The sequence below is a fragment of the Heliomarina sp. genome (genome assembly GCF_052826185.1).
Genome location: NZ_JBRBUI010000027.1, coordinates 211,805 through 232,356, shown reverse-complemented (window position 1 = coordinate 232,356; position 20,552 = coordinate 211,805). Strand labels below are relative to the sequence as shown.

22 protein-coding genes are annotated in these 20,552 nt (G+C 59.6%); 15 read left to right on the top strand and 7 right to left on the bottom strand.

All coding sequences use genetic code 11. The features are described from left to right. Positions 1–65: 65 nt before the first annotated feature. Positions 66–1,220 carry a phosphoserine transaminase gene (locus ACU0FH_RS09925; RefSeq protein ID WP_446194459.1) on the bottom strand — a complete coding sequence of 385 codons (1,155 nt, stop codon included), beginning with the start codon at positions 1,218–1,220 and terminating at the stop codon, positions 66–68. Between the two features lie 158 nt (positions 1,221–1,378). On the opposite strand from ACU0FH_RS09925, the gene serB reads away from it, so the two are divergent. From serB to ACU0FH_RS09905, 4 genes are read left to right on the top strand one after another with little or no spacing between them, the layout of a single operon-like run. Beyond that, positions 1,379–2,263 (top strand): phosphoserine phosphatase SerB, encoded by an 885-nt coding sequence (gene serB, locus ACU0FH_RS09920; protein WP_446194458.1) that lies wholly within the window; start codon positions 1,379–1,381, stop codon positions 2,261–2,263. A gap of 38 nt (positions 2,264–2,301) precedes the next feature. Continuing rightward, positions 2,302–2,637, top strand: a complete 336-nt coding sequence (locus tag ACU0FH_RS09915; RefSeq protein ID WP_446194457.1) for an ArsR/SmtB family transcription factor — start codon at positions 2,302–2,304, stop codon at positions 2,635–2,637. Beyond that, complete coding sequence (locus ACU0FH_RS09910; RefSeq protein WP_446194456.1) at positions 2,634–3,110, top strand: SRPBCC family protein; 477 nt, start codon at positions 2,634–2,636, stop codon at positions 3,108–3,110. Before ACU0FH_RS09915 ends, ACU0FH_RS09910 begins: the two co-directional genes overlap by 4 nt. A 30-nt stretch (positions 3,111–3,140) precedes the next feature. After that, the gene (locus tag ACU0FH_RS09905) at positions 3,141–3,455 is read left to right on the top strand and encodes a YciI family protein (RefSeq protein ID WP_446194455.1); all 315 of its coding nucleotides are present in this window, start codon (positions 3,141–3,143) and stop codon (positions 3,453–3,455) included. 12 nt (positions 3,456–3,467) lie between these two features. Here ACU0FH_RS09905 and ACU0FH_RS09900 read toward each other — a convergent pair whose 3' ends face one another. Beyond that, positions 3,468–4,472, bottom strand: a complete 1,005-nt coding sequence (locus ACU0FH_RS09900; protein WP_446194454.1) for an asparaginase — start codon at positions 4,470–4,472, stop codon at positions 3,468–3,470. A gap of 173 nt (positions 4,473–4,645) precedes the next feature. On the opposite strand from ACU0FH_RS09900, the gene ACU0FH_RS09895 reads away from it, so the two are divergent. The 4 genes from ACU0FH_RS09895 to ACU0FH_RS09880 all read left to right on the top strand — a co-directional run bounded on the left by ACU0FH_RS09895 (position 4,646) and on the right by ACU0FH_RS09880 (position 7,555). Then, positions 4,646–5,179, top strand: a complete 534-nt coding sequence (locus tag ACU0FH_RS09895; protein WP_446194453.1) for an invasion associated locus B family protein — start codon at positions 4,646–4,648, stop codon at positions 5,177–5,179. 90 nt (positions 5,180–5,269) lie between these two features. Beyond that, positions 5,270–6,445 (top strand): 23S rRNA (adenine(2503)-C(2))-methyltransferase RlmN, encoded by a 1,176-nt coding sequence (rlmN, locus tag ACU0FH_RS09890; protein WP_446194452.1) that lies wholly within the window; start codon positions 5,270–5,272, stop codon positions 6,443–6,445. 3 nt (positions 6,446–6,448) lie between these two features. Beyond that, a complete protein-coding gene (locus tag ACU0FH_RS09885) occupies positions 6,449–7,213 on the top strand; it encodes a DsbA family protein (protein WP_446194451.1) in 765 nt (254 codons plus the stop codon). Between the two features lie 144 nt (positions 7,214–7,357). After that, positions 7,358–7,555: a hypothetical protein gene (locus ACU0FH_RS09880; RefSeq protein ID WP_446194450.1), complete on the top strand. Its 198-nt coding sequence runs from the start codon at positions 7,358–7,360 to the stop codon at positions 7,553–7,555. Between the two features lie 65 nt (positions 7,556–7,620). On the opposite strand, the gene ACU0FH_RS09875 is transcribed toward ACU0FH_RS09880, so the two are convergent. Then, a complete protein-coding gene (locus ACU0FH_RS09875) occupies positions 7,621–8,463 on the bottom strand; it encodes an LOG family protein (protein WP_446194449.1) in 843 nt (280 codons plus the stop codon). Positions 8,464–8,539: 76 nt separating this feature from the next. Between ACU0FH_RS09875 and ACU0FH_RS09870 the strand changes: the two genes are divergently transcribed. Further along, positions 8,540–9,466, top strand: a complete 927-nt coding sequence (locus ACU0FH_RS09870; RefSeq protein ID WP_446194448.1) for a threonine/serine dehydratase — start codon at positions 8,540–8,542, stop codon at positions 9,464–9,466. A gap of 71 nt (positions 9,467–9,537) precedes the next feature. After that, complete coding sequence (gene dapD, locus ACU0FH_RS09865; RefSeq protein WP_446194447.1) at positions 9,538–10,365, top strand: 2,3,4,5-tetrahydropyridine-2,6-dicarboxylate N-succinyltransferase; 828 nt, start codon at positions 9,538–9,540, stop codon at positions 10,363–10,365. Positions 10,366–10,422: 57 nt separating this feature from the next. On the opposite strand, the gene ACU0FH_RS09860 is transcribed toward dapD, so the two are convergent. Then, a complete protein-coding gene (locus ACU0FH_RS09860) occupies positions 10,423–11,991 on the bottom strand; it encodes a choice-of-anchor L domain-containing protein (protein ID WP_446194446.1) in 1,569 nt (522 codons plus the stop codon). Between the two features lie 174 nt (positions 11,992–12,165). Here ACU0FH_RS09860 and ACU0FH_RS09855 point away from each other — a divergent pair, with 174 nt between their 5' ends. Together ACU0FH_RS09855 and ACU0FH_RS09850 are read left to right on the top strand one after the other, a co-directional pair. Then, positions 12,166–12,516, top strand: coding sequence for a hypothetical protein (locus ACU0FH_RS09855; protein WP_446194445.1), 351 nt, complete (start codon positions 12,166–12,168; stop codon positions 12,514–12,516). Positions 12,517–12,625: 109 nt separating this feature from the next. Further along, complete coding sequence (locus ACU0FH_RS09850) at positions 12,626–12,877, top strand: GlsB/YeaQ/YmgE family stress response membrane protein (RefSeq protein ID WP_446194444.1); 252 nt, start codon at positions 12,626–12,628, stop codon at positions 12,875–12,877. 112 nt (positions 12,878–12,989) lie between these two features. Here ACU0FH_RS09850 and ACU0FH_RS09845 read toward each other — a convergent pair whose 3' ends face one another. Then, complete coding sequence (locus tag ACU0FH_RS09845) at positions 12,990–14,051, bottom strand: Hint domain-containing protein (RefSeq protein ID WP_446194443.1); 1,062 nt, start codon at positions 14,049–14,051, stop codon at positions 12,990–12,992. 341 nt (positions 14,052–14,392) lie between these two features. On the opposite strand from ACU0FH_RS09845, the gene dapE reads away from it, so the two are divergent. The 3 genes from dapE to rnr are packed head-to-tail and all read left to right on the top strand — an operon-like array spanning position 14,393 to position 18,447. Then, a complete protein-coding gene (gene dapE, locus ACU0FH_RS09840; RefSeq protein ID WP_446194442.1) occupies positions 14,393–15,538 on the top strand; it encodes a succinyl-diaminopimelate desuccinylase in 1,146 nt (381 codons plus the stop codon). A gap of 3 nt (positions 15,539–15,541) precedes the next feature. Further along, complete coding sequence (locus ACU0FH_RS09835) at positions 15,542–16,144, top strand: TIGR04282 family arsenosugar biosynthesis glycosyltransferase (RefSeq protein ID WP_446194441.1); 603 nt, start codon at positions 15,542–15,544, stop codon at positions 16,142–16,144. A gap of 38 nt (positions 16,145–16,182) precedes the next feature. Further along, positions 16,183–18,447, top strand: a complete 2,265-nt coding sequence (rnr, locus tag ACU0FH_RS09830; RefSeq protein WP_446194440.1) for a ribonuclease R — start codon at positions 16,183–16,185, stop codon at positions 18,445–18,447. On the opposite strand, the gene ACU0FH_RS09825 is transcribed toward rnr, so the two are convergent. Both ACU0FH_RS09825 and hydA read right to left on the bottom strand, forming a co-directional pair. Then, positions 18,444–19,097 (bottom strand): aspartate/glutamate racemase family protein, encoded by a 654-nt coding sequence (locus ACU0FH_RS09825; RefSeq protein WP_446194439.1) that lies wholly within the window; start codon positions 19,095–19,097, stop codon positions 18,444–18,446. The genes rnr and ACU0FH_RS09825 overlap by 4 nt on opposite strands. After that, the gene (gene hydA / locus ACU0FH_RS09820; protein WP_446194438.1) at positions 19,094–20,551 is read right to left on the bottom strand and encodes a dihydropyrimidinase; all 1,458 of its coding nucleotides are present in this window, start codon (positions 20,549–20,551) and stop codon (positions 19,094–19,096) included. The genes ACU0FH_RS09825 and hydA overlap by 4 nt, the downstream gene beginning before the upstream one ends. Between the last annotated feature and the right edge of the window lies 1 nt (position 20,552).

Here is a 20,552-nt window from a genome sequence, read left to right as displayed (position 1 = left end):
ATGGTCCTTTGAAAATGGGGGAATGGGGACTCACCCTGCTGTGGCAGGATGAGCGGTCCGGTCGCTTAGGCCGCGGCCTTTTGCGCTTCGATTTCGGCGTCAAAGGCCCATTCGAGCCAAGGCAGCATCGCCTCGATATCCGAGGTTTCGACGGTCGAGCCGCACCAGACCCGCAGACCGGCGGGTGCATCGCGATAGGCCCCGATGTCGAGCGCGATGTTCTCATCGGCGAGACGCTTGGCCACGGCCTTGGCAAAAGCCGCGCCATCGGCGATCCGGTCATCGGTGAACTTCAGGCAGACCGAGGTATTCGAACGGGTGGCCGGATCGGTCGCCAGGAAGTCAATCCAGTCATGGGTTTCGACGAAACCGGTGATCGCGGCGGTATTGGCATCGGCGCGGGCGATCATGCCCTTGAGCCCACCTACCGAACGCGCCCAGTCAAGCGCTACGAGGTAATCCTCGACCGCGAGCATGGACGGCGTATTGATGGTTTCGCCCTTGAAGATACCTTCAATCAGCTTGCCACCCTTGGTCAGGCGGAAAATCTTGGGCAGCGGCCATGCGGGCGTATAGCTTTCAAGACGTTCGACGGCGCGGGGGCTGAGGATCAACATGCCATGCGCCGCTTCGCCACCCAGCACTTTCTGCCAAGAGAAAGTCGTTACGTCGAGCTTGTCCCAAGGCAGATTCATCGCGAATGCGGCCGATGTCGCGTCACAAAGGGTCAGACCGTCACGGTCGGCGGGTATCACATCGCCGTTGGGAACACGCACGCCCGAGGTGGTGCCGTTCCAGGTGAAACAGACGTCCTTGTTGAAATCGACGGTGCTGAGGTCGACGATCTCGCCATATTCGGCGGTCTTGACCTCGGCATCGAGCTTCAGCTGTTTCACGACATCGGTGACCCAGCCGGCGCCAAAGCTTTCCCATGCGAGCATCTCGCAGGGGCGCTCGCCCAGCAGGCTCCACATGGCCATCTCGAAAGCGCCGGTGTCGGAAGCCGGTACGATACCGATCTTGTAGTCAGCCGGTACGCCAAGCAGGTCGCGCGTCTCTTCGATCGCGGCTTTCAGCTTGTCCTTGCCGACCGCGGCACGGTGCGATCGGCCCAGCGCGGCATCGGCCAGCTTATTCAGATCGAATGTGGGGATTTTGGCACAGGGGCCAGAAGAAAAACGCGGATTAGCCGGCCGCGTTGCCGGTTGTGCAATAGCCATTTTCAGCTACCCTTCCAGATAAGCGCCCCTCGTTGGGGAGGGGTGTCCCACCGCCGCATGTAGAGCGGTATCTTTGCTGGCACAAGTCGGAAAATGCGGATAAAGCGCCGCTAAATCGCCGAAAAGCGACTTCTCTGTTGCCGATAGGAAACCGCCACATGTACGCCGTCACGCTTTTGACCAATCCTGCCGCCCCCTCTCTTGATCCCGCTCTGGTGGATTCGCTGCGCAATGCTTGGGGCGGCGGCGATGCGCAATGGCTGGCCCCTGATGAAGCGGCAGAATTTCAGGTCACGGAGAAACCGGCGAACCTCTGGGACGTGTGGCAGGAGCTTCAGGGCATGGGCGTCGATCTTGTCGCGCAGCCAGATCAGGGGCGTCGCAAAAAGATGCTGCTGGCCGATATGGACAGCACGATGATCCAGCAGGAATGCATTGACGAGCTTGCGGATGTCGCGGGTGTCGGGGATCGGGTGAAGGAAATCACCGCCCGCGCGATGAACGGCGAGCTTGATTTCGAAGGGGCGCTGACTGAACGGGTCGGCCTGATGAAAGGCTTGCCCGAGGGGATCATTGCGGACGTACTTGCTCAGCGGATCACGCTGATGCCGGGAGGGCCGGAACTTGTCGCGACAATGCGCGCGAACGGAGCCTATGCGGCGCTGGTGTCCGGTGGCTTTACCGCCTTCACCGCCTCGGTCGCGAAAAGGCTGGGCTTCGACGAAAACCGCGCCAATACCTTGATCGTCGAAAACGGCGCCCTGGCCGGGACCGTGGGGCAGCCGATTCTCGGACGGCAGGCCAAGGTCGACGCGCTGGAGGATATCACCACTCGATTAGGCATCGCCGAAGCCGATGTGCTGGCCGTGGGTGACGGGGCCAATGATCTGGGCATGCTGAACCGGGCTGGAACCGGTGTAGCGCTGCACGCAAAGCCGGTTGTCGCCGCCGAATGTGACGTTCGGATCAACCACGGTGATCTGAGCGCGCTTTTGTTTATCCAAGGCTACGCACGGTCGGAATTTGCCAAGCCAGATATATAACGCTTGCGTTAATTAACTATTTCGTTAATAATTCGGTCATGACAGACCTGACAAAAACCTTTGCCGCCCTGTCGGATGCGACCCGCCTGAGCATGGTGGAACGCCTCATGGATCAGGGTGAACTGCCCGCCGGCACACTTGTCGACGGCTTTGACATTTCCGCACCCGCTGTTTCCCGGCATCTCAAAGTCCTGCGCAAGGCCGGGCTTGTCGAACAGCGGAGCGAGGGCACTCACCGGTACTATTCGGTGCGGCCCGAATCGGTGCGCCGGATCGCAAACTGGACGATAGACCACCGTGCCTTCTGGCAACAAAGTCTCGACCGGCTCGATGACCTTCTCGCGCTCAATCCCGAAGAGGTTACGCAGTCATGAAAGACATTCAGGAACTGGAACTTGTCCGCGACTACCCCGTCAGCGTCGACAGGGTCTGGCGCGCTGTCACCGATCCTTCGCAACTGATGCAGTGGTTCGGCCCGGAAGGGCTGAGGATGGAAGATTGCCAGATGGACTTTACCCGCACCGGCCCCTGGACCTGTACCATGTATGGGCGCGAAAGCGGCGACCGCTACAAGTTGAGCGGTCAGGTCACCCACGTTCTGCCTCCCGATTCCGACGGCAAAGGCTCGGTCGGTTTCACCTGGGGCTGGCACGACGGCGAAGACCAACGCGGAACCGAAAGCCATGTCATGTTCATGGTCAGCGCGACAGAGACGGGTTCGCGCCTCACGATCGTACACCGCGACCTGCCCGATATGGAAACAGCCCAGAGCCACAGCCGCGGCTGGCTGGCGACGTTGCCGAAACTCGACCGACTGCTGGAGCAGGACCCCAAAAAATTAGACTGAGCCCTAATTTCAACAGGAAAGGACAATTCAATGCCCAAGTTTATGTTTGCCTATCACGGCGGGAAACGCCCGGAATCCGAGGAAGAAATCAAATCCACCATGGCAGCATGGGAAAAGTGGATGACCGACAACCAAAAGGCGCTGCTCGACCCGGGCAACCCTGTCGGTACGTCCAGAACGGTCACCGACAAGGAAATCCGCGACGATGGCGGGCCTAACCCGCTTTCAGGCTACACCATCGTGGATGCCGCCGACATCGACGCCGCCTGCGCCATCGCAAAGTCGAATCCGATGGTGATGGACGGTAGCGGGTCGGTCGAAATCGCCGAAATCATCCAGATGTAGGCCCCGCCAGTCTCAGAATCCGTGCGTCAGAGCCTCTGTCGCGCGGATCACCCCGGTGTCGATGCCACGCCGGTTCAGGATCGGCGCATTAAGGTAGCTGCGTGTCGCCGGATGATCTGCGTCGAGCACACCAAGTCCGACGAGAATGGCCGCGATGGCACATTCGCTGGCACGCGTCGCCCCGTCCGTGATCTTGAGCGCCACACCAAGCTGCTGTTCCGGCAGGATCGCGATGAACACGGCCTCGGCGCCGGTCTTGATGGCTACCTTGCCCCCCATCGCCCGCATCAGCGATGTGCAGGCGCGCCCCTCACCCGCAACGAGATCAGGGTGTTTCATCATCGCCTCGACCAGCCTCACAGCGCCTTGGCTTTGCTGATCGCTGCGAGCCGACGCCGTTGCAAACCACGCCATGCTGCGCGCCAGGCCATGCAACGACGTCGCGAAATTCGGAGCCGAGCACCCATCGATGCCATAACCGGGGCTGGATTCGCCTGTGGTTTCCTCGAACGCCGCAAGCGCCGCCTGCTGCACCGGGTGATCGATCTCGACGTATTCCGGACCTGCGCCCATGTACTGTGCCAACGTGAGGAAACCACAATGTTTGCCCGAACAGTTGTTGTGGATCTGGCAGGGTTCCTCTCCGGCAAGGATCAGACCGTTGCGCGCGGGTATATCGGCCGGTTCCTGCGGTCCGCAGCGAAAATCGCTTTCGCCCAGTCCAAGCTGATCGAGCCATGCAGATACCCTGTCGGTGTGGATCGCGGCACCATTATGAGACGCGCAGGCCAAGGCCAGTTGCTCGGTGTTCAGGCCATAGCGATCCGCCGCGCCGGAACTCAAGAGCGGCAGCCCCTGAATCATTTTCGCCGACGACCGCGGATAGATCACGGTCTCGGGATCGCCCCATGACGCGACGATATCGCCGCGTCCATCACAGACGACCGCATGGCCGCGATGCAGGCTTTCCAGAAGCTCACCACGCCAGATTTCAACCAGAGGAACCGATCTATCCATGAAACACCTCAATTCTTGGCGATTTCCCGCCAATCGCCCTTTCGTCAGTGGCGAAGATTGCGCTAATGGTGTGTATGTCGCCCGGCGACCGGATACGCAACCAAGATGGCTCGTCAAGAGCAGGAGCGTACCGACGAAGTGTATTGAGGTGAAGGACAGTCGGAGGCTGGACAATGGGATCGAAACTCGTCTGCGCAATTGCAGGCTTGAGCATCGCGGCAATGGCCGCAAACGCAACATTCGCACAGGAACAGAGCACTAACCGCGTCGCCACGGAAACCGACTGGAGCGTCTTCGAGGAAAGCCAGCCTCGTGAGTGCTGGAGCGTGTCGGCACCCAAGGAAACCGTCAACACCCGCGACGGCCGGGTTGTCGCGGTCAAGCGTAGCGATATCCTCCTCATGGTCTTCTACCGCCCTGATGCCAATGTGAAGGGTCAGGTAACCTTTACCGGCGGCTATCCGTTTGCCGAGGGCTCGACCGTGAACCTCAACATTTCGGGCAACGAGTTCGAGCTGTTCACCGAGGGCGAATGGGCATGGCCAGCGAGCGCGGACGAAGACAAGCAGATCATCACTGCGATGAAGCGCGGCACCGATGCCGTGCTGACCGCGCGGTCTTCGCGGGGAACGCAGACCAAGGACACATTCTCGCTCCTCGGCTTTACCGCCGCCGCCGAAGACGCCGACAAACGCTGCTCCAACTAAGCGGCTGAGACATTCGCGCGCAGGTTTGTTTTGAAACCTGCGCCAAATGCTATATAGGGGCGGTCTGTACCCGAAATGAAGGCCGACCCCATGACCGCTACGGCGCCGATCACTCAGGATGTTGTCACGATCCCCCGCAAGATGCCGGAGGGAACGGTGAACCTTGTCGGCCTTACCCGCGATGCCATGCGCGATGCGCTGATCGCAATTGGCACGCCAGAAAAGCAGGCCAAGATGCGCGTCGGCCAGATCTGGCAATGGATCTACCAGTGGGGCGTGCGCGATTTCGCCGAGATGACCAATCTGGCCAAGGATTACCGCGCCAAACTGGCGGAGAATTTCGTGATCGAAATTCCCGACGTGGTCTCCAAACAGGTGAGCGAAGACGGCACGCGCAAATACCTCGTGCGAATCGCTGGCGGTCACGAGGTCGAAGTAGTCTATATCCCAGAAGAGGGACGCGGCACGCTTTGCATCTCGTCACAGGTCGGCTGCACCCTGACATGTTCCTTCTGCCACACCGGTACGCAAAAGCTTGTCCGCAACCTGACAGCGGGCGAGATCATCGGACAGGTGATGATGGCGCGCGACGATCTGGGCGAATGGCCCAAGCAAGGCGCGCCCAAGGATGAAACGCGGCTCTTGTCGAACATCGTGCTGATGGGGATGGGCGAACCGCTCTACAACTTCGAAAACGTGCGTGACGCGATGAAGATCGCGATGGATGCCGAAGGTATCCAGCTATCGCGCCGCCGGATCACCCTATCGACATCCGGCGTAGTTCCGGAAATCGCCCGTACCGCGCAGGAAATCGGCTGTCAGCTGGCCGTATCCTTCCACGCCACGACGAACGAAACCCGCAATATGCTGGTTCCGATCAACAAGCGCTGGAACATCGAGGAACTGCTTGCCGCGCTCAAGAGCTACCCCAAGGTCAGCAACTCCGAACGCATCACCTTTGAATACGTGATGCTGAACGGGGTGAACGACACGGATGAGGACGCGCGCCGGCTGATCAAGCTGATCGAGGGGATCCCCGCCAAGATCAACCTGATCCCGTTCAACGAATGGCCCGGCGCACCCTACAAACGGTCATCGAACAACCGCATCCGTGCTTTCGCGGATATCATCTACAAGGCCGGATATGCCTCGCCAATTCGCACCCCGCGTGGCGAGGATATCATGGCCGCCTGTGGCCAGCTGAAATCTGCAACCGAACGTGAACGCAAGTCGCGCCGCCGGATCGAGGCCGACGCGGGCCTGTAGCCCTTGAAGCGAAGGAACCTCTTGCTGCTTGGTGGCATTGCCGCCTGGGTCTGGGGCGTGCCACGGCTTTACCAGGCCTTCACTGAGCCGCTCCAATTCGATCCGATTCCGGGGCTGGATGGCTTTCGCATCGTCAACAGCGGCTCGGTAAGCGGCGCGACCGATATCGCCCTGCTTGCGGTCGATAGGGTATCGGACGCGCAGCGCAATCTGCGCGCTGACCTGCGAAGCAATCCGTGTTCGATTTTTGACGGCGCCCGAAACTCGGAAAAACTGCCGCTGGCGGTTTTCACGGATTACTATTGCCCCTACTGCCCCGAGATGAGTGATCTTGTGATCGAACTTTCCGAAGGTGCCTCGCCAGTTACGCCTGTCTGGTGGGACCTGCCGCTGCTCGGGCCGCGGTCGGAATATGCCGCGCGGGTTGCCATCGCCGCCGGGAATCAGGAGCAATACCTGCCGGTTCACCAGCATCTCATGCACAAACCTCTGCGCCCCGGGCCAGTCGCCATAAACGAGCTTGCCGAACATTTTGATTTGGACTTCGAGAAGCTTCGGCGGGACATGCAGGCACCGCAAACGGACCTGAAGCTGGAGACCGCCCATGCCGCGCGGGCCGTTTTTGCGATGATCGGCACGCCCTCTGTCGTAGTAGGGCGCAGCGTGCTGATCGGCCGGACCTCGAAACAATCATTTCTAGATTTGATCGAATTAGAGTACAATTCCGGCGAATTTCGCGATTCCTGCGGCCGGAACGGTTCGCTTTAATATAATTGGGGCCAATTTGTTGCCATCGCCGCAACAATGCCTCAAAGCCCCGCTCCTCGCCGCAAAATGACCCCGCTGCCGGACCAATTCGGCCCGGAACCTTTTCATATCCTGACTCCGGTACAAAACAAAAGGATTGGGAAAATGATTATTGAGAACACGCTGGAAGCGCCCCTGCTCGAATTCATCACCGAAGAGCGCAAGAAATGCCTGTCGGCCCGCGAGTGGAAATTCAGGCTGGCCGGATTTGGTTACGGCATCAAGGAAGACAACGGCCGCAGCTTTGTCGTTCAACTTCGTAACGGCTCCGATCTGGGCACGCTCCCTACCGACCTGCACTGAGCTTCAATCAGCGCGGAGCAGGCCTGACCGATCAGGCCCATAATCGTTTTGGACGCGGAATAAGCCTAGCGGCCCGGGATATGATCGCGCGCCGGTGCTGGTTCCCAGTTTTCGATGATGTCCACCGCTTCGTCGGCGCTTTCCACGAACTGGAAAAGATCGAGATCGGCATCGGATATAGTGCCCGCGTCAGCCAGCGCCTGCCAGTTGATGATATTCTCCCAGAATGCCCGGCCGAACAGCAGGAACGGCACCCGCTTCATGCGGCCCGTCTGGATCAGCGTCAGCGCCTCGAACATTTCGTCGAGCGTGCCAAATCCGCCGGGAAAAACGCAAACCGCTTCGGCTCGCATCAGGAAATGCATCTTGCGGATCGCGAAATAGTGGAAGTTAAAGCAAAGGTCCGGCGTGACATATTCGTTGGGCGCCTGCTCATGCGGGAGAACGATGTTCAGACCGATCGATTTTCCACCGGCCTCGGCCGCACCTTGGTTGCCCGCCTTCATAACACCCGGTCCGCCACCCGTTGCGATCACGCAGGTATGCCCGCCTGACGCCAGCGATTTTTCCGTCATCTTCTGGGCGAAGAGACGCGCCTCTTCATAGAAACGCGACAGGTCGGCCAGGGTCTCGGTCCGCGCGGATGCTTTTTCTGCTGGCTCCGGAATGCGCGCCCCACCGAAAAGAACCACGGTGGATTCGATCCCGTTTTCGTCCAGCAGCATCTGCGGCTTCAACAGCTCAAGTTGCAAACGAACCGGTCGCAGCTCATCCCGGCACAGAAAGTCGTCATCCGCAAAGGCCAGCCGATAGGCAGGTGCTCGGGTCTGGGGCGTATCGGGCACCTCGCGCGCGGTCCTGCGGTCGATCTGCGCATCGCGAAAGGGGCTGCGGTGTTCGTCGTTCATGCCGGTCAATTCCTTGGTTGCGCCTGTATTTCAGCCCTATAGGGTTCGCCGCAACAAGACCAGAGAGAGGCCGCCGATGACCGATTGGAAAACAGAAATATCTGCCGCCGCGGCGCGGATCGAAGGCCATGTCATCCGGACCCCGGTCGCAACGCTTGACGGCTTTGGCCTGCCGTATCCGATCGACGTCAAGCTAGAGCAGATGCAGCATACCGGCACGTTCAAGGCGCGGGGCGCTTTCAATACGCTGCTGTCGATGGACGTACCCGACGCCGGCGTCGTCGCGGCGAGCGGCGGCAATCATGGGGCAGCGGCGGCCTATGCAGCCAAGTCGCTGGGCCACCCTGCCCATATTTTTGTGCCGGAAATGGCCGGTCCGTCGAAAATCAACCTGATCCGGGCGACCGGTGCGGAACTAAGCGTGGTTCCCGGCGAATATGCCAATGCTCTGGATCTTGCGCGCGAACACGAGGCGAAGACCGGCGCGATGCAGATTCACGCCTATGACGCGCCCGGGACCGTGGCCGGGCAAGGCACATGCATGCGCGAATGGGAAGAACAGGGATTACAGGCCGATACGATCCTGATCGCCGTGGGAGGCGGCGGGTTGATCGCCGGAGCGATGGGCTGGCTTCAGGGAGCCCGCAAGGTCGTGGCGGTGGAACCGTCGACCTCTTGCGCTTTGAAAGCCGCGCTGACGGCGGGTGAGCCGGTAGATGTCGACGTATCGGGCGTGGCGGCGAATGCCCTTGGGGCGCGTCGTATCGGGTCGATCTGTTTCGATCTTGCCCGTTCGACCGGTGTGCAGTCGGTTCTGGTCGAGGACGAAGCTATCACCGACGCCCAGCAGGCCCTTTGGCACGAAGCGCGGCAACTGGTCGAACCCGCCGGCGCCACGGCGCTCGCCGCCATCATGAGTGGCGCCTACACCCCGGAACCCGGCGAACGCGTTGCCGTATTGATCTGCGGCGCCAATATCGCGCCCGATCCATTTGCGGGATGATCCCATCTGAGATTGTCTGAAACCGGTACGCCCGCTATAGGGCACCAAATCCACTGTTTAGGAAAAACCCGATGTCCAACGCCCAGCTTGAAACCGCCATCGAATCCGCGTGGGAAAACCGCGACCAGATCACCTCTGCCACCACTGGCGAAACAAGGGACGCGATCGAGGACACGCTGAACGCGCTGGACTCGGGCAAGCTGCGCGTCGCAGAACGTCATGACAATGGCGACTGGCACGTGAACCAGTGGGCGAAGAAAGCCGTTCTGCTGGGCTTTCGCATCAAGGACATGGAACTGCAGGACGGTGGCCCACAGGGCGGCGGCTGGTGGGACAAGGTCGACAGCAAGTTCAAAGGCTGGGGCGACAACCAGTGGAAAGCCGCAGGCTTCCGCGCCGTTCCGAACTGCGTCGTACGCAAATCAGCCTATATCGCCCCCGGCGTCGTTCTTATGCCGTCCTTTGTGAACCTCGGCGCTTATGTCGATGAAGGCACCATGGTCGATACATGGGCCACCGTTGGGTCCTGCGCGCAGATCGGCAAGGGGGTACACCTGTCGGGCGGTGTCGGTATCGGCGGCGTGCTCGAGCCGATGCAGGCCGGGCCGACCATCATCGAAGACAACTGCTTTATCGGTGCGCGCTCCGAAGTGGTCGAAGGCGTGATCGTCCGCGAAGGATCTGTGCTTGGCATGGGGGTCTTCCTCGGCCAGTCCACCAAGATCGTCGACCGTGAAACCGGCGACGTATTCTATGGCGAAGTCCCGCCATACTCTGTTGTGGTTGCCGGTACGATGCCGTCGAAGAACAACGTCAATCTCTATTGCGCGGTGATCGTCAAGCGCGTCGATGAAAAGACCCGTTCAAAGACCGGCATCAACGAGCTTCTGCGCGATTGATGCAAAACGCCCGCCTCCTCTCGGGGGCGGGCGTTTAACAGAACCGATAGTCGGATATCAGGCGTCGAGCAGCGCGCGGCTCTCGTAACTTTTCAGAGACCGACGGGCGGCACGGCCATACCCCGCTCCCGCTTCCTCCGAGATTTCCGGCATCAGGCGCAGGATCTCTTCCCGCGTTTCCGCGTCAAAGCTGTCCATCGTTTCGCGGCCGGGATGATAGCTTTCGCTTTCCAGCCCGTTGCCGCGAATGATCTGGTGCCTGTCAAACAGCAGGTGAACATAGGTGACCGGCTTGCCCGCCGTCCCCATCCGGATCGAATCGTCGTTCACCAGATCCTTGGCCTTCACCAGAATCTCATCCTCTCCGAACAAGAGTTGCGCGCGACCGGATTTGATCAGCACGCGGTGGTTCTGCGACATCTCAACCTGTTCATGCTCGCCCAGCGCCCCGGCTCGGAATACGACGGGGACATCGCGCCCCGTACCGACGCGTGTCGACCGGCCGGCCCAGCGCACGGGCTGGGGTCCGTCATCGCGGGTCATCACCAGATCGCCGACGCGCAAATCCTCGACCGGAACCTGACCGTCCGGCGTGTCGATTAACGTTCCCTGTACCAGACAAGGCACCGTGGTCATCTCGACAAAGGCTGTATCGGTATTCCCGCTGCCGTCCTGCACCTGGTAGGTAAAGGTATTGGTTTCCGAGTCCTCATCCGTGAAGATGGTGACCGTCCCGTCGGCATTGAGCTGAATCTGCTCGCCGCTCGGCAGGGTGACGATATCGCCAGCCACAACCGGCTGGTTGTTGATATGCGTGATAATCAGCTGACCGTCAGCGCTGGTCTGATCATTCGCAAGTAGATCGAAGGTTTCGCTTTCGCCGTTCACCTCGATCGTATCATCCCCCGCGACCAGCGCGGTCTGGATCGAATCCCCGGCGATCAGCAGGTTACTGTCGTATTTCTCGTCACCACCATCCGCGATGGCGATCTTGATCGTGTTCACCTCACCCGGCGTAACCGGCGCCTTAAGCGTCAGCGTAACGGTGAAACCGTCCATCTCGGTATTGTAGGAATCATCCTTGTCCGAGTTGTCGATATAGAGGTTTTCGTTACTCTCATCGTTGATGTTGTTGATGGTGATGTCACCGTTGCCAACGGTCAGTTCCGCCTGCACGCCGTTGACCCAGATACCCATGGCATCGTTGAACCCCGTCCCGACATATTCGAGATATTCTTCGGAAGAAAACACCACCTGCATGGTTAGTGTTTCACCCGCAGGCACGAAACTCGCCTCGAATACAGCGGCGTCGTAGGTTTTCACACCCGACACATCGTTCAGATCGCTGTCGCCCGCAGTCTTGTTTTCAGTCGTGGTCCGGTCCGACGTATTCACGTCGCCTTTGCTGTTAGTGATATCCGTGGCCTTACCGGTCGACAGGATGACACCCGTATCCGAAGGCGTCAGTTCCGCTGCAACGGTATCACCATTCGAATAGATCCCCGAGGCATGCGCAGCGCCGGTGTAGTTGGCGGATAGAATATTGATCCCCGAGCCGAACATGGCATCGGCCATATCCATCGCTGACGCAGATGTATCGATGGGAAGTTCGGAAGCCTTTGCCATTAACTATACCTCATTTCTGATCCGCCCCGCCTTACACCGCAGGTTGATCATGTGGAACTACAAGACGATTCCGGCATGATTATGTAAATTTAGCGGAATTTGCTTAACTGGGCCTAACATATAGTAAACGTCAGCCTATTGACCGCTTCTGGACCAAGGGGATAAGGCGGGCGCATGAGCGATTCACCCAAAAAAAAGTCGAGACAGAGCGTCTATACGCTTTTGGTGCAAATTGGCCGCAAGGCCGGTGACGGCCTGCCCGAAGGCTCGACCGGCGCCGCGCTCATGTGTTTTGCCTCCGGCATCGACGAAGCCGAAGCAGTGCGCGAAACTGTCGCGATTCTAAAGCAGGCCGATACCGCACCCCTCGATGTGACGGGGTATGGAACGCTTGACGAACGCGAGGCCGCCGGTCACGAAATCGACGAAGAAGAACGCGCGCTCATGCAACGTGCATTGGACGAAAACTCTGTCATCATCGCTCAGATGACACCCTTTTTTGGCGAAGAAAACGCCAAGGATTAACGGTCAGCGCGTATTAGAAAATATCTTTCGATTTTTGTATAAAACCTTGGAACCTATTCTTGCTCTGCATCGTTGAGTGCCCAGAAAAGGGAACACAAGGACGCGCAAGATGGAAGGTATCGGATGGTTCGCGGCGATTATAGTCGGCGCACTTGCTGGCTGGATCGCTGAAAAGATCATGAAGGCCGATCATGGCCTGCTCACCAACATCATTCTCGGGATCGTCGGGGCGCTTGTTCTGAACTTTATCCTTGTCGCTGTGGTCGGTGGCACACTGGGTGGCTGGATCGGCCAGCTTGTCATCGGCGTCGTCGGAGCGTGTCTGTTGATCGGAGGATATCGGGCCATCAAACGCGCCTGATCAACTCAGAAATTTTGTAATAACCAGTATCTAGAGTAACGTTAGTTAAACAGTGTCGGGCGTCGCATTTATGCGGCGCCCATTTTACATTCCCAGGCCGCGCGATAGAGACTCAGGCTGCGCGATATGCAGCCAAAGTGATCGCGTCGAGCGATTTCAAAACCGGACGCGAAGACGGCGGATGCTCGGGCAAGGTGCTCCGGTCAAACGTAGCCAAGGCGCTTGCGGCCAAATTCAGGGGCTTCCGGCGCAACCGACCGACATAAAGACTTTCGGCGATGGTTCCGGCAACATTCAGCGTTTCCTGCTGCGGCAGGATCGGTTGAGCATAGGAAACAAATCGCGGCAGCGCCGGTCTCTGAATTGCAGGCCCGCCCGCAAGGTGACCGGCCTGCACCAGCACCGATTCATGTCCGAAAAGGTATTCGACCTCCGCCCCTGAAAGCACCAGCCTCTGCATCGGCGAAACGTCGATATCCTGACCAAGCCCGAAGTAGGGCGCGCAAAGCCTGATCGGTGCAAAACTGCCGCGAGCCGGCAAAATCCGGGTCAGGTTGTGAAGAACCGGCACGCTGTCGCCAGAACCGCTGATCACCAGATCACCGCGCTTGAGATCCTGCACGGGACGATACCCATATGGGGTTGCGACAGGCGTATCTGCCATCAGCGTCGGCAACGGCCCGACCGGCTCTATTTCGCTCGAAGCCGCCATGAAGATGACTTCCGGCGAAAGATAGCGCCCCTCTCCACCCTGCATCAGCCGGTGCATATGCCAGAGCGGAATGGGGCTCGGGCTTTCAAACGGCACCACCACCGTCTGGCCATGGTCCGGCTTTTCGAAGGCAAGGCGTCCCTGTCGCAGCGGACCGTCCCAAGTATAAGTGAGACGCAAAATATCGCCGCGCCCGATCTCGGGACAGTTGAAGACCTTGTGCAGAACCTCGCTTCCCTGATCCAACGAAAAACTGATGGCGCCGCCGGGCAGGGCATGAATCGCAAGCTGGAACGGCCAGTCGTCATCAGCGTCGAACAAAACCAGCGGGCGGGCATTGTTGGATTGGGGATATCGGGTTTCGACAAGGATCGAGCCACGTGTCAGAAGGCTCTCGGCCTGTTCCAGCGCCTCGGGTGCGATCCAGTTTTCATCGCTTTCACAGATGGCAAACCAACTCATTGAAAGCCTCCCGGCCATGCCGGGACACTTTTGAATTCTGTCGCGGTATAGATCATGATCTGCTCTTGTTTCTCGCCCGGTTGGACAGGACATCCCGGTAAACAAAAGCTTATTCACGAGCCTGAATCGCGAATATCATCTGTCTTGCGGCTTTTGCCGCTTTCTGCTCGGGTGCCCCGCCTCTGGGGTCATTTGTTTTCTTTCAGCATGTTAGCACCGTTTACCTGTATCTGTTAAGAAGTTTTCCACACCAAGGGCTTGGCTTTGCGATTATTTCGTCCCAACTGTCAGGCAAACGGCGCCGCCCGCGCCCCCAAGATCACGACCAAGGAAAACGTCTCATGTCCGATACCGACGCCGCCAAACTTACCGCCGATCTTATCCGGTGCCCCTCTGTTACGCCCGCGGATGGCGGTGCGCTGGATGTGCTGGACTCTCTGCTAAGCGGTGCGGGCTTCACCTGCACACGGGTTAATCGGGGAGGGATCAACAACCTGTTCGCGCGATGGGGCGACAAGGGACATGCCCGGACATTCGGCTTCAATGGGCATACCGACGTGGTGCCGGTAGGCGACGAATCCGCCTGGACGCACGCCCCTTTCGGCGCCGAGGAGCTTGACGGCATCCTATATGGCCGGGGCGCGACGGACATGAAATCCGGCGTTGCCGCCTTTGCCGCGGCAGCCGTCGATTTCGTGCAGAGTACGCCGCCCGAGGGTTCTGTGATCCTCGCGATCACCGGCGATGAGGAAGGCGATGCGCTTGATGGCACCACCGCCCTCCTCGACTACATGGATGAAGCCGGTGAAAAGATGAACGTCTGCCTTGTCGGCGAACCCACCTGCCCCGAAAACCTGGGCGATATGATCAAGATCGGCCGACGCGGATCGATGAGCGCATGGTTCACAGTGCGCGGCGTGCAGGGCCACTCGGCCTATCCGCATCGCGCCAAGAACCCGTTGCCGGCAATCGCACGGCTGATGGACCGGCTCGCCAGCCATGAACTGGATCAGGGGACCGACCATTTCGATCCTTCCACGCTCGCCATTGTCACCATAGATACCGGTAACCCGGCCACCAACGTGATCCCCGCCGAATGCAAGGGGACGGTGAACATTCGTTTCAACGACACCCATAGCGGTGAGAGCCTGAGCACCTGGCTTAAAGACGAAGCGACTAAAGTCGCCACTGAATTCGACGTTGAGATCGCCGTGGAAATCAAAGTCTCGGGCGAAAGTTTTCTGACCCCACCCGGCGATCTGTCCGATCTGGTTTCCACTGCAGTTCAGGCTGAAACCGGCGTGACGCCTGTGCTGTCGACAACAGGCGGCACCTCGGACGCGCGTTTCGTCAAAGATCACTGCGCCGTGGTTGAATTCGGGCTAGTTGGTAAGACAATGCATCAGGTCGATGAAAATGTACCGGTCGAGCAGATTCATCAACTCAAGCGGATCTATTCCCGCATCCTGTCCGACTACTTCGCCTAAGTCATGCGACCGGGGCCCACCCTGATCGTCATGCTGAAAGAACCGCGCCCCGGACGGGTAAAGACTCGTCTGGCGAGGGAAATAGGCTCTATACAGGCGAAATGGTGGTTCCGGCATCAGGTTGCTGACCTGCTCCGGCGCGTAGACGACCCTCGTTGGGAGGTTGTTCTGGCTGTCAGCCCAGACCGCGAAGGGCTGGTGAGCCGGGTTTGGCCCGACCACTTCCCGCGCATTCCTCAGGGCGGTGGCGATCTCGGCCACCGAATGTCCCGCGCCATGATGCGATTTCCGCGACACCAGGTCTGTGTCATCGGTGGCGACATCCCCGAAATCCGTCCGCGGCACATTTCGAATGCTTTTGCCTTGTTAGGCTCACATACAGCCGTGTTCGGTCCGGCCATCGATGGCGGCTATTGGCTGGTGGGAATGCAGCGCGGCTCACGCGCGCGACCTGACATGTTCAAAGGCGTCCGCTGGTCTTCGCCGAACGCGCTTTCCGACAGTACGTCCGCCCTGCCCGATCACCGGATCGCTTTTGCCGATACGTTGCGCGATGTCGACACGGCAAAGGATCTTGCAGCCACGCCTGCGCCGCGTCGCTTTTGACGATGACGTTGCCCACTGCCCGTGATAAACGCGAAATCATGAGCCATATCCCTACCAAGGCTGAAATCCTTGACTGGATCGCTGCCAACCCGACCCTCAATTCCAAACGCGACATTGCCAAGGCATTTGGCATCAAGGGTGCCGCGCGGATCGACCTCAAACGTCAGTTGAAAGAGCTTGAAGCAGAAGGTCATTTGGAAAAGCGAAAACGCAGCTATCGCGACCCTGATCGCCTGCCTCCCGTCAGCGTATTGCAGATCAAGGAACCCGACGAAAACGGCGATCTCTTTGCCCGTCCGCTGGAATGGCACGGCGAAGGCGTCGAACCTGTCGTTCTCATGCTGCTCAGGGCCTCGGACCCCGCGCTGGGTGCTGGCGACAGAATTCTTGCCAAGCTGACCGTGGTTCACGCCGAGGATCACAACTACGAAGCGCGCCTGATCCGGCGCATCGGCACAAACCCGAAACGTATCCTCGGTATCTTCCGCAAGGGGAGCGAAGGCGGACGGATCGTTCCCATCGATAAATCCGGCAGCTCCGAATGGACCGTCAGCGAAGATAATCGCCACGGCGCGAAAGAGGGCGAACTGGTCGAGGCCGAGCAGGCCGGACCAAAGGGCCGCATGGGGCTTCCCCGCGCGCGGGTAATCAACCGGATCGGCGACCCGACCGCGCCGAAAGCGGTTTCGCTCATCGCGATCCACCAGCACGGAATCCCCGATCATTTCCCCGATGCGGTGATCGATGAAGCGGACCGAGCCAAGCCCGTTGGACTGTCAGGGCGCGAAGATCTGCGCGACCTACCTCTCGTCACGATTGATCCGTGGGATGCGCGCGACCACGACGATGCGTGTTTTGCCGAACCCGATGAGGACCCGAAGAACCCCGAAGGCCATGTCATCTGGGTCGCAATCGCCGATGTCGCCGCCTATGTGCGGCCCGGCTCTCCGCTCGACACCGAGGCCCGCAAGCGCGGCAATTCAAGCTATTTCCCCGACCGTGTCGTGCCGATGCTGCCAGATCGGCTATCGGGCGATCTCTGCTCTTTGCATGAAGGTGTCCCGCGCGCGGTTATCGCCGTCAGAATGCAGATCGACAAAGATGGTCACAAGATCAGCCACAAGTTCATCCGCGGACTGATGCGCTCGGCCGCATCCCTGAATTACGAAGAGGTTCAGGCCGCGATGGATGGCCGCCCGAATGACAAGGCCGAACCCTTGTTAGAGCCTGTTATAGAGCCGCTGTATGCTGCCTATGACGCCCTGACACGCGCGCGAGAAAAACGTCAGCCGCTGGAACTCGACCTGCCGGAACGCAAGATTGAACTAAGCGATGATGGCAAGGTCAACTCGGTCAAATTCCGGGATCGCCTCGACGCGCACCGGCTGATCGAGGAATTCATGGTGCTTGCCAATGTCTGCGCCGCCGAAACCCTGATCGCCAAGAAATCGCCGCTGCTGTTCCGCGTGCATGAAGAACCCTCACCGGACAAGCTGGAAAGCCTGCGCGACACGGCCAGCGCTGCCGGATATACGCTGGCCAAGGGGCAGGTCCTTCAACCCCGGCACCTGAACCAGCTGCTCAATCAAGCCTCGGGACGCGACGACGCCGAGCTGATCAATATCTCCACCCTACGCTCGATGACCCAAGCATATTACAGCCCGCAGAATTTCGGGCATTTCGGCCTTGCGCTGCAGCATTACGCGCATTTCACCTCGCCGATCCGCCGTTACGCAGACCTCATCGTACACCGTGCGCTGATATCCGCACATGGTTGGGGCAAGGACGGGCTGTCGCTTGAAGAGACAGAGAGGCTGGACCAAACCGCGCAGCATATCTCGGACACTGAACGCCGGTCGATGCTGGCCGAGCGCGACACCACAGACCGCTACCTTGCTGCCTATCTCAGCGAACGTGTCGGTGACGAATTCGAAGGCCGCATCAGCGGCATCGCTCGTTTCGGCGTCTTTGTGAAACTGGACGAAACCGGGGCCGACGGGCTGATTCCGATCCGGTCGCTGGGCCGCGAATATTTCCACTACGATGCCGAGGCGAACACCCTGATGGGGTCGGATACCGGCATGATCATCGGAATCGGCCAGCGCGTTACGGTGAAGCTGTCGCAGGCAACGCCCGTAACGGGCGGGCTTGAACTGGAGCTTTTGTCGCTGGATGGAAGCAGCCTTCCCCGCGCACCCTCGCCGGCAGGACGTACCGCAACACGGCGCAAGGCATCGTCCTACAAGCGCAAGGCAGACAAGACCCGGAAAAAGGTCAGCCGCAAGCGCCGCAGCAGCCGCTAGGGCATCACCGCGCCCAGCGCCATGGCCACGGCTGCCTGCACAGGATCGATCACCGCGATCCCGAGTTCCTTTTCCAACGCGGCTCGGCGCGGCGAGAAACCGGCACAGCCCAGAACCATCGCCCCTGCGCCCAATTCCTTGAGGCGGAAGCCGATTTTCAGGGTCTGTTCATAGACATCGTCCGAATGACCGGCATCTTCTGCCGAGGCGTTATCCAGCGGTAATTCCGCCACCATCCGCGACTCGACACCCATCTGGCGAATGCGCAACCTGTGGCGCGCGATCGACGCCGGTCCAAGCGCGACAATGCCAAACAGGTCCGCCCGCGCCATCGCGGTCAGAATTCCTGCCTCCTGTATCCCGATCACAGGTTGCGGCACCAATGTCCGGCAGAGGTCGAGCCCCGGATCTGAAAAACAGGCGATCACGAATGCGCTCGCATCCGGCCGCGACCGGATCACTTCCGCCACGTCCAAACCCGCCTTGGCCGCATGTTCCGCCGTTGCAATCGTTGAGGGACCATTTTCGATTCTCACCGTCTCGAAAATCGGGCCTTGCCGCAGCGAAAGCGGCTCTATTGCGGTAGAAATCGCCTCTGTGACCGCCACTGAGGAATTCGGATTGATGACAAGGATCGGGCCTGCGCTCACGGTGCAATCCTCGCACCAAAGTTGCGGACCGGATCCAATTCCTTGGCAAGGTATCCACGCCCCTTACCCAGATCCACGGGCGCACGCGGCACGAACCGGCCCTGCCCCTCCTGGCATTTCAACTCGCCATGTTCAACGATGATGGCGCCTCGGTTCAGAACGATCTCGGGCACGCCGGTCAATTCCATACCCTCGAAGGGCGTGTAATCCATGTTGTCGTGCTGATCGGCAAGCGTTGTGTTACGCGTAACCTCAGGGTTCCAGATCGCGATATCCGCATCCATGCCCGGTGCCAGTCCACCTTTTTTGGTCACCCCAAAGGTCTTGGCCGCATTCGTCGATGACAGCGCCACGAATTCGTTCAGCGAGATACGCCCTTTCACGACGCCTTCCGAAAACAGATAGGGAAGACGCGCGGCAATCCCCGGCATGCCATTCGCGATTTTGGGATAAGGGGTATCGCGCCCGTTCATGAACTTGCCCGTGTCGTCAAACCTGTACGGGGCGTGATCCGAGCTGACCGATTCAAACGTTCCGGCTTGAACATGGCGCCACAGCGCCTCTTGCGTTTCGGCATCGCGCAGCGGCGGCGAGCAGACAAACTTCGCCCCTTCCATACCCGGCTGATCCAGTTTTTCTCTTGTTAGGGCCAGATATTGCGGACAAGTCTCGGCAAACAGCCGCGTTCCCGCCAGCTTTTCGCGCTGCACGATGGCAGCGCCGCCGGCGGTTGATACATGCACGATGAACAGCGGCGCATCGACCAGCTTGGCAAGTGAAACAGCGCGGTTTATCGCCTCTTCCTCGGCCAGTTCCGGACGCGAAATCGCGTGGTATTTCGGTTCTGTCAGATCGGCGGCGGCCAACCGTTTGTTCATCCATTTGATCATGTCGTTGTTTTCGGCATGAACCATGGTGATAGCGCCATGCGCCCGCGCCACGGTCAGGATGTCCAGCATCCCGCCGTCACCGATATTCATCATGTCATAGGTCATGAAGACCTTGAACGAGGTGATCCCCCGCTTGAAAGCCCTCGGCAGCTGATCCTCGAGCACCTCGGCAGTCGGATCGGTCACGATCAGATGGTAGCTGTAGTCAATTACCGACCGCGCCGCACGCTGGTCGTAAGTAGCTATCACATCGTCAATCGATTGCCCGCGATGCTGGGCGGCGAAGGGGATGAAAGATGAGTTTCCCCCGAAAGCCGCTGAAATAGAGCCTGATAAATAGTCATCGGCCCCCATGATCCCCGAGGAGCTTTCCTGCGCGATATGGGCATGCGCCTCGATCCCGCCGGGCATGACCAGCCGCCCGCCTGCGTCGATCCGGCGCTCGCCCCCCGGCAAGGATTCGGCCAGGGCAACGATCCGGCCGTCCCGGATCCCGATATCGCCCTTGCTGGTTTCGCTTGCGGTGACAAGCGTCCCCCCGTGGATCACCGTATCGAATTCCATG

Coding starts and splice junctions, on each gene's coding strand:
- ACU0FH_RS09835 (WP_446194441.1), top strand. CDS start 15,542: ATGCGACCGGGGCCCACCCTGATCGTCATGCTGAAAGAACCGCGCCCC.
- ACU0FH_RS09900 (WP_446194454.1), bottom strand. CDS start 4,472: ATGGATAGATCGGTTCCTCTGGTTGAAATCTGGCGTGGTGAGCTTCTG.
- ACU0FH_RS09905 (WP_446194455.1), top strand. CDS start 3,141: ATGCCCAAGTTTATGTTTGCCTATCACGGCGGGAAACGCCCGGAATCC.
- rlmN (WP_446194452.1), top strand. CDS start 5,270: ATGACCGCTACGGCGCCGATCACTCAGGATGTTGTCACGATCCCCCGC.
- rnr (WP_446194440.1), top strand. CDS start 16,183: ATGAGCCATATCCCTACCAAGGCTGAAATCCTTGACTGGATCGCTGCC.
- ACU0FH_RS09850 (WP_446194444.1), top strand. CDS start 12,626: ATGGAAGGTATCGGATGGTTCGCGGCGATTATAGTCGGCGCACTTGCT.
- ACU0FH_RS09915 (WP_446194457.1), top strand. CDS start 2,302: ATGACAGACCTGACAAAAACCTTTGCCGCCCTGTCGGATGCGACCCGC.
- ACU0FH_RS09925 (WP_446194459.1), bottom strand. CDS start 1,220: ATGGCTATTGCACAACCGGCAACGCGGCCGGCTAATCCGCGTTTTTCT.
- hydA (WP_446194438.1), bottom strand. CDS start 20,551: ATGGAATTCGATACGGTGATCCACGGGGGGACGCTTGTCACCGCAAGC.
- ACU0FH_RS09855 (WP_446194445.1), top strand. CDS start 12,166: ATGAGCGATTCACCCAAAAAAAAGTCGAGACAGAGCGTCTATACGCTT.
- ACU0FH_RS09910 (WP_446194456.1), top strand. CDS start 2,634: ATGAAAGACATTCAGGAACTGGAACTTGTCCGCGACTACCCCGTCAGC.
- ACU0FH_RS09895 (WP_446194453.1), top strand. CDS start 4,646: ATGGGATCGAAACTCGTCTGCGCAATTGCAGGCTTGAGCATCGCGGCA.
- dapD (WP_446194447.1), top strand. CDS start 9,538: ATGTCCAACGCCCAGCTTGAAACCGCCATCGAATCCGCGTGGGAAAAC.
- serB (WP_446194458.1), top strand. CDS start 1,379: ATGTACGCCGTCACGCTTTTGACCAATCCTGCCGCCCCCTCTCTTGAT.
- ACU0FH_RS09880 (WP_446194450.1), top strand. CDS start 7,358: ATGATTATTGAGAACACGCTGGAAGCGCCCCTGCTCGAATTCATCACC.
- ACU0FH_RS09875 (WP_446194449.1), bottom strand. CDS start 8,463: ATGAACGACGAACACCGCAGCCCCTTTCGCGATGCGCAGATCGACCGC.
- ACU0FH_RS09870 (WP_446194448.1), top strand. CDS start 8,540: ATGACCGATTGGAAAACAGAAATATCTGCCGCCGCGGCGCGGATCGAA.
- ACU0FH_RS09860 (WP_446194446.1), bottom strand. CDS start 11,991: ATGGCAAAGGCTTCCGAACTTCCCATCGATACATCTGCGTCAGCGATG.
- ACU0FH_RS09845 (WP_446194443.1), bottom strand. CDS start 14,051: ATGAGTTGGTTTGCCATCTGTGAAAGCGATGAAAACTGGATCGCACCC.
- dapE (WP_446194442.1), top strand. CDS start 14,393: ATGTCCGATACCGACGCCGCCAAACTTACCGCCGATCTTATCCGGTGC.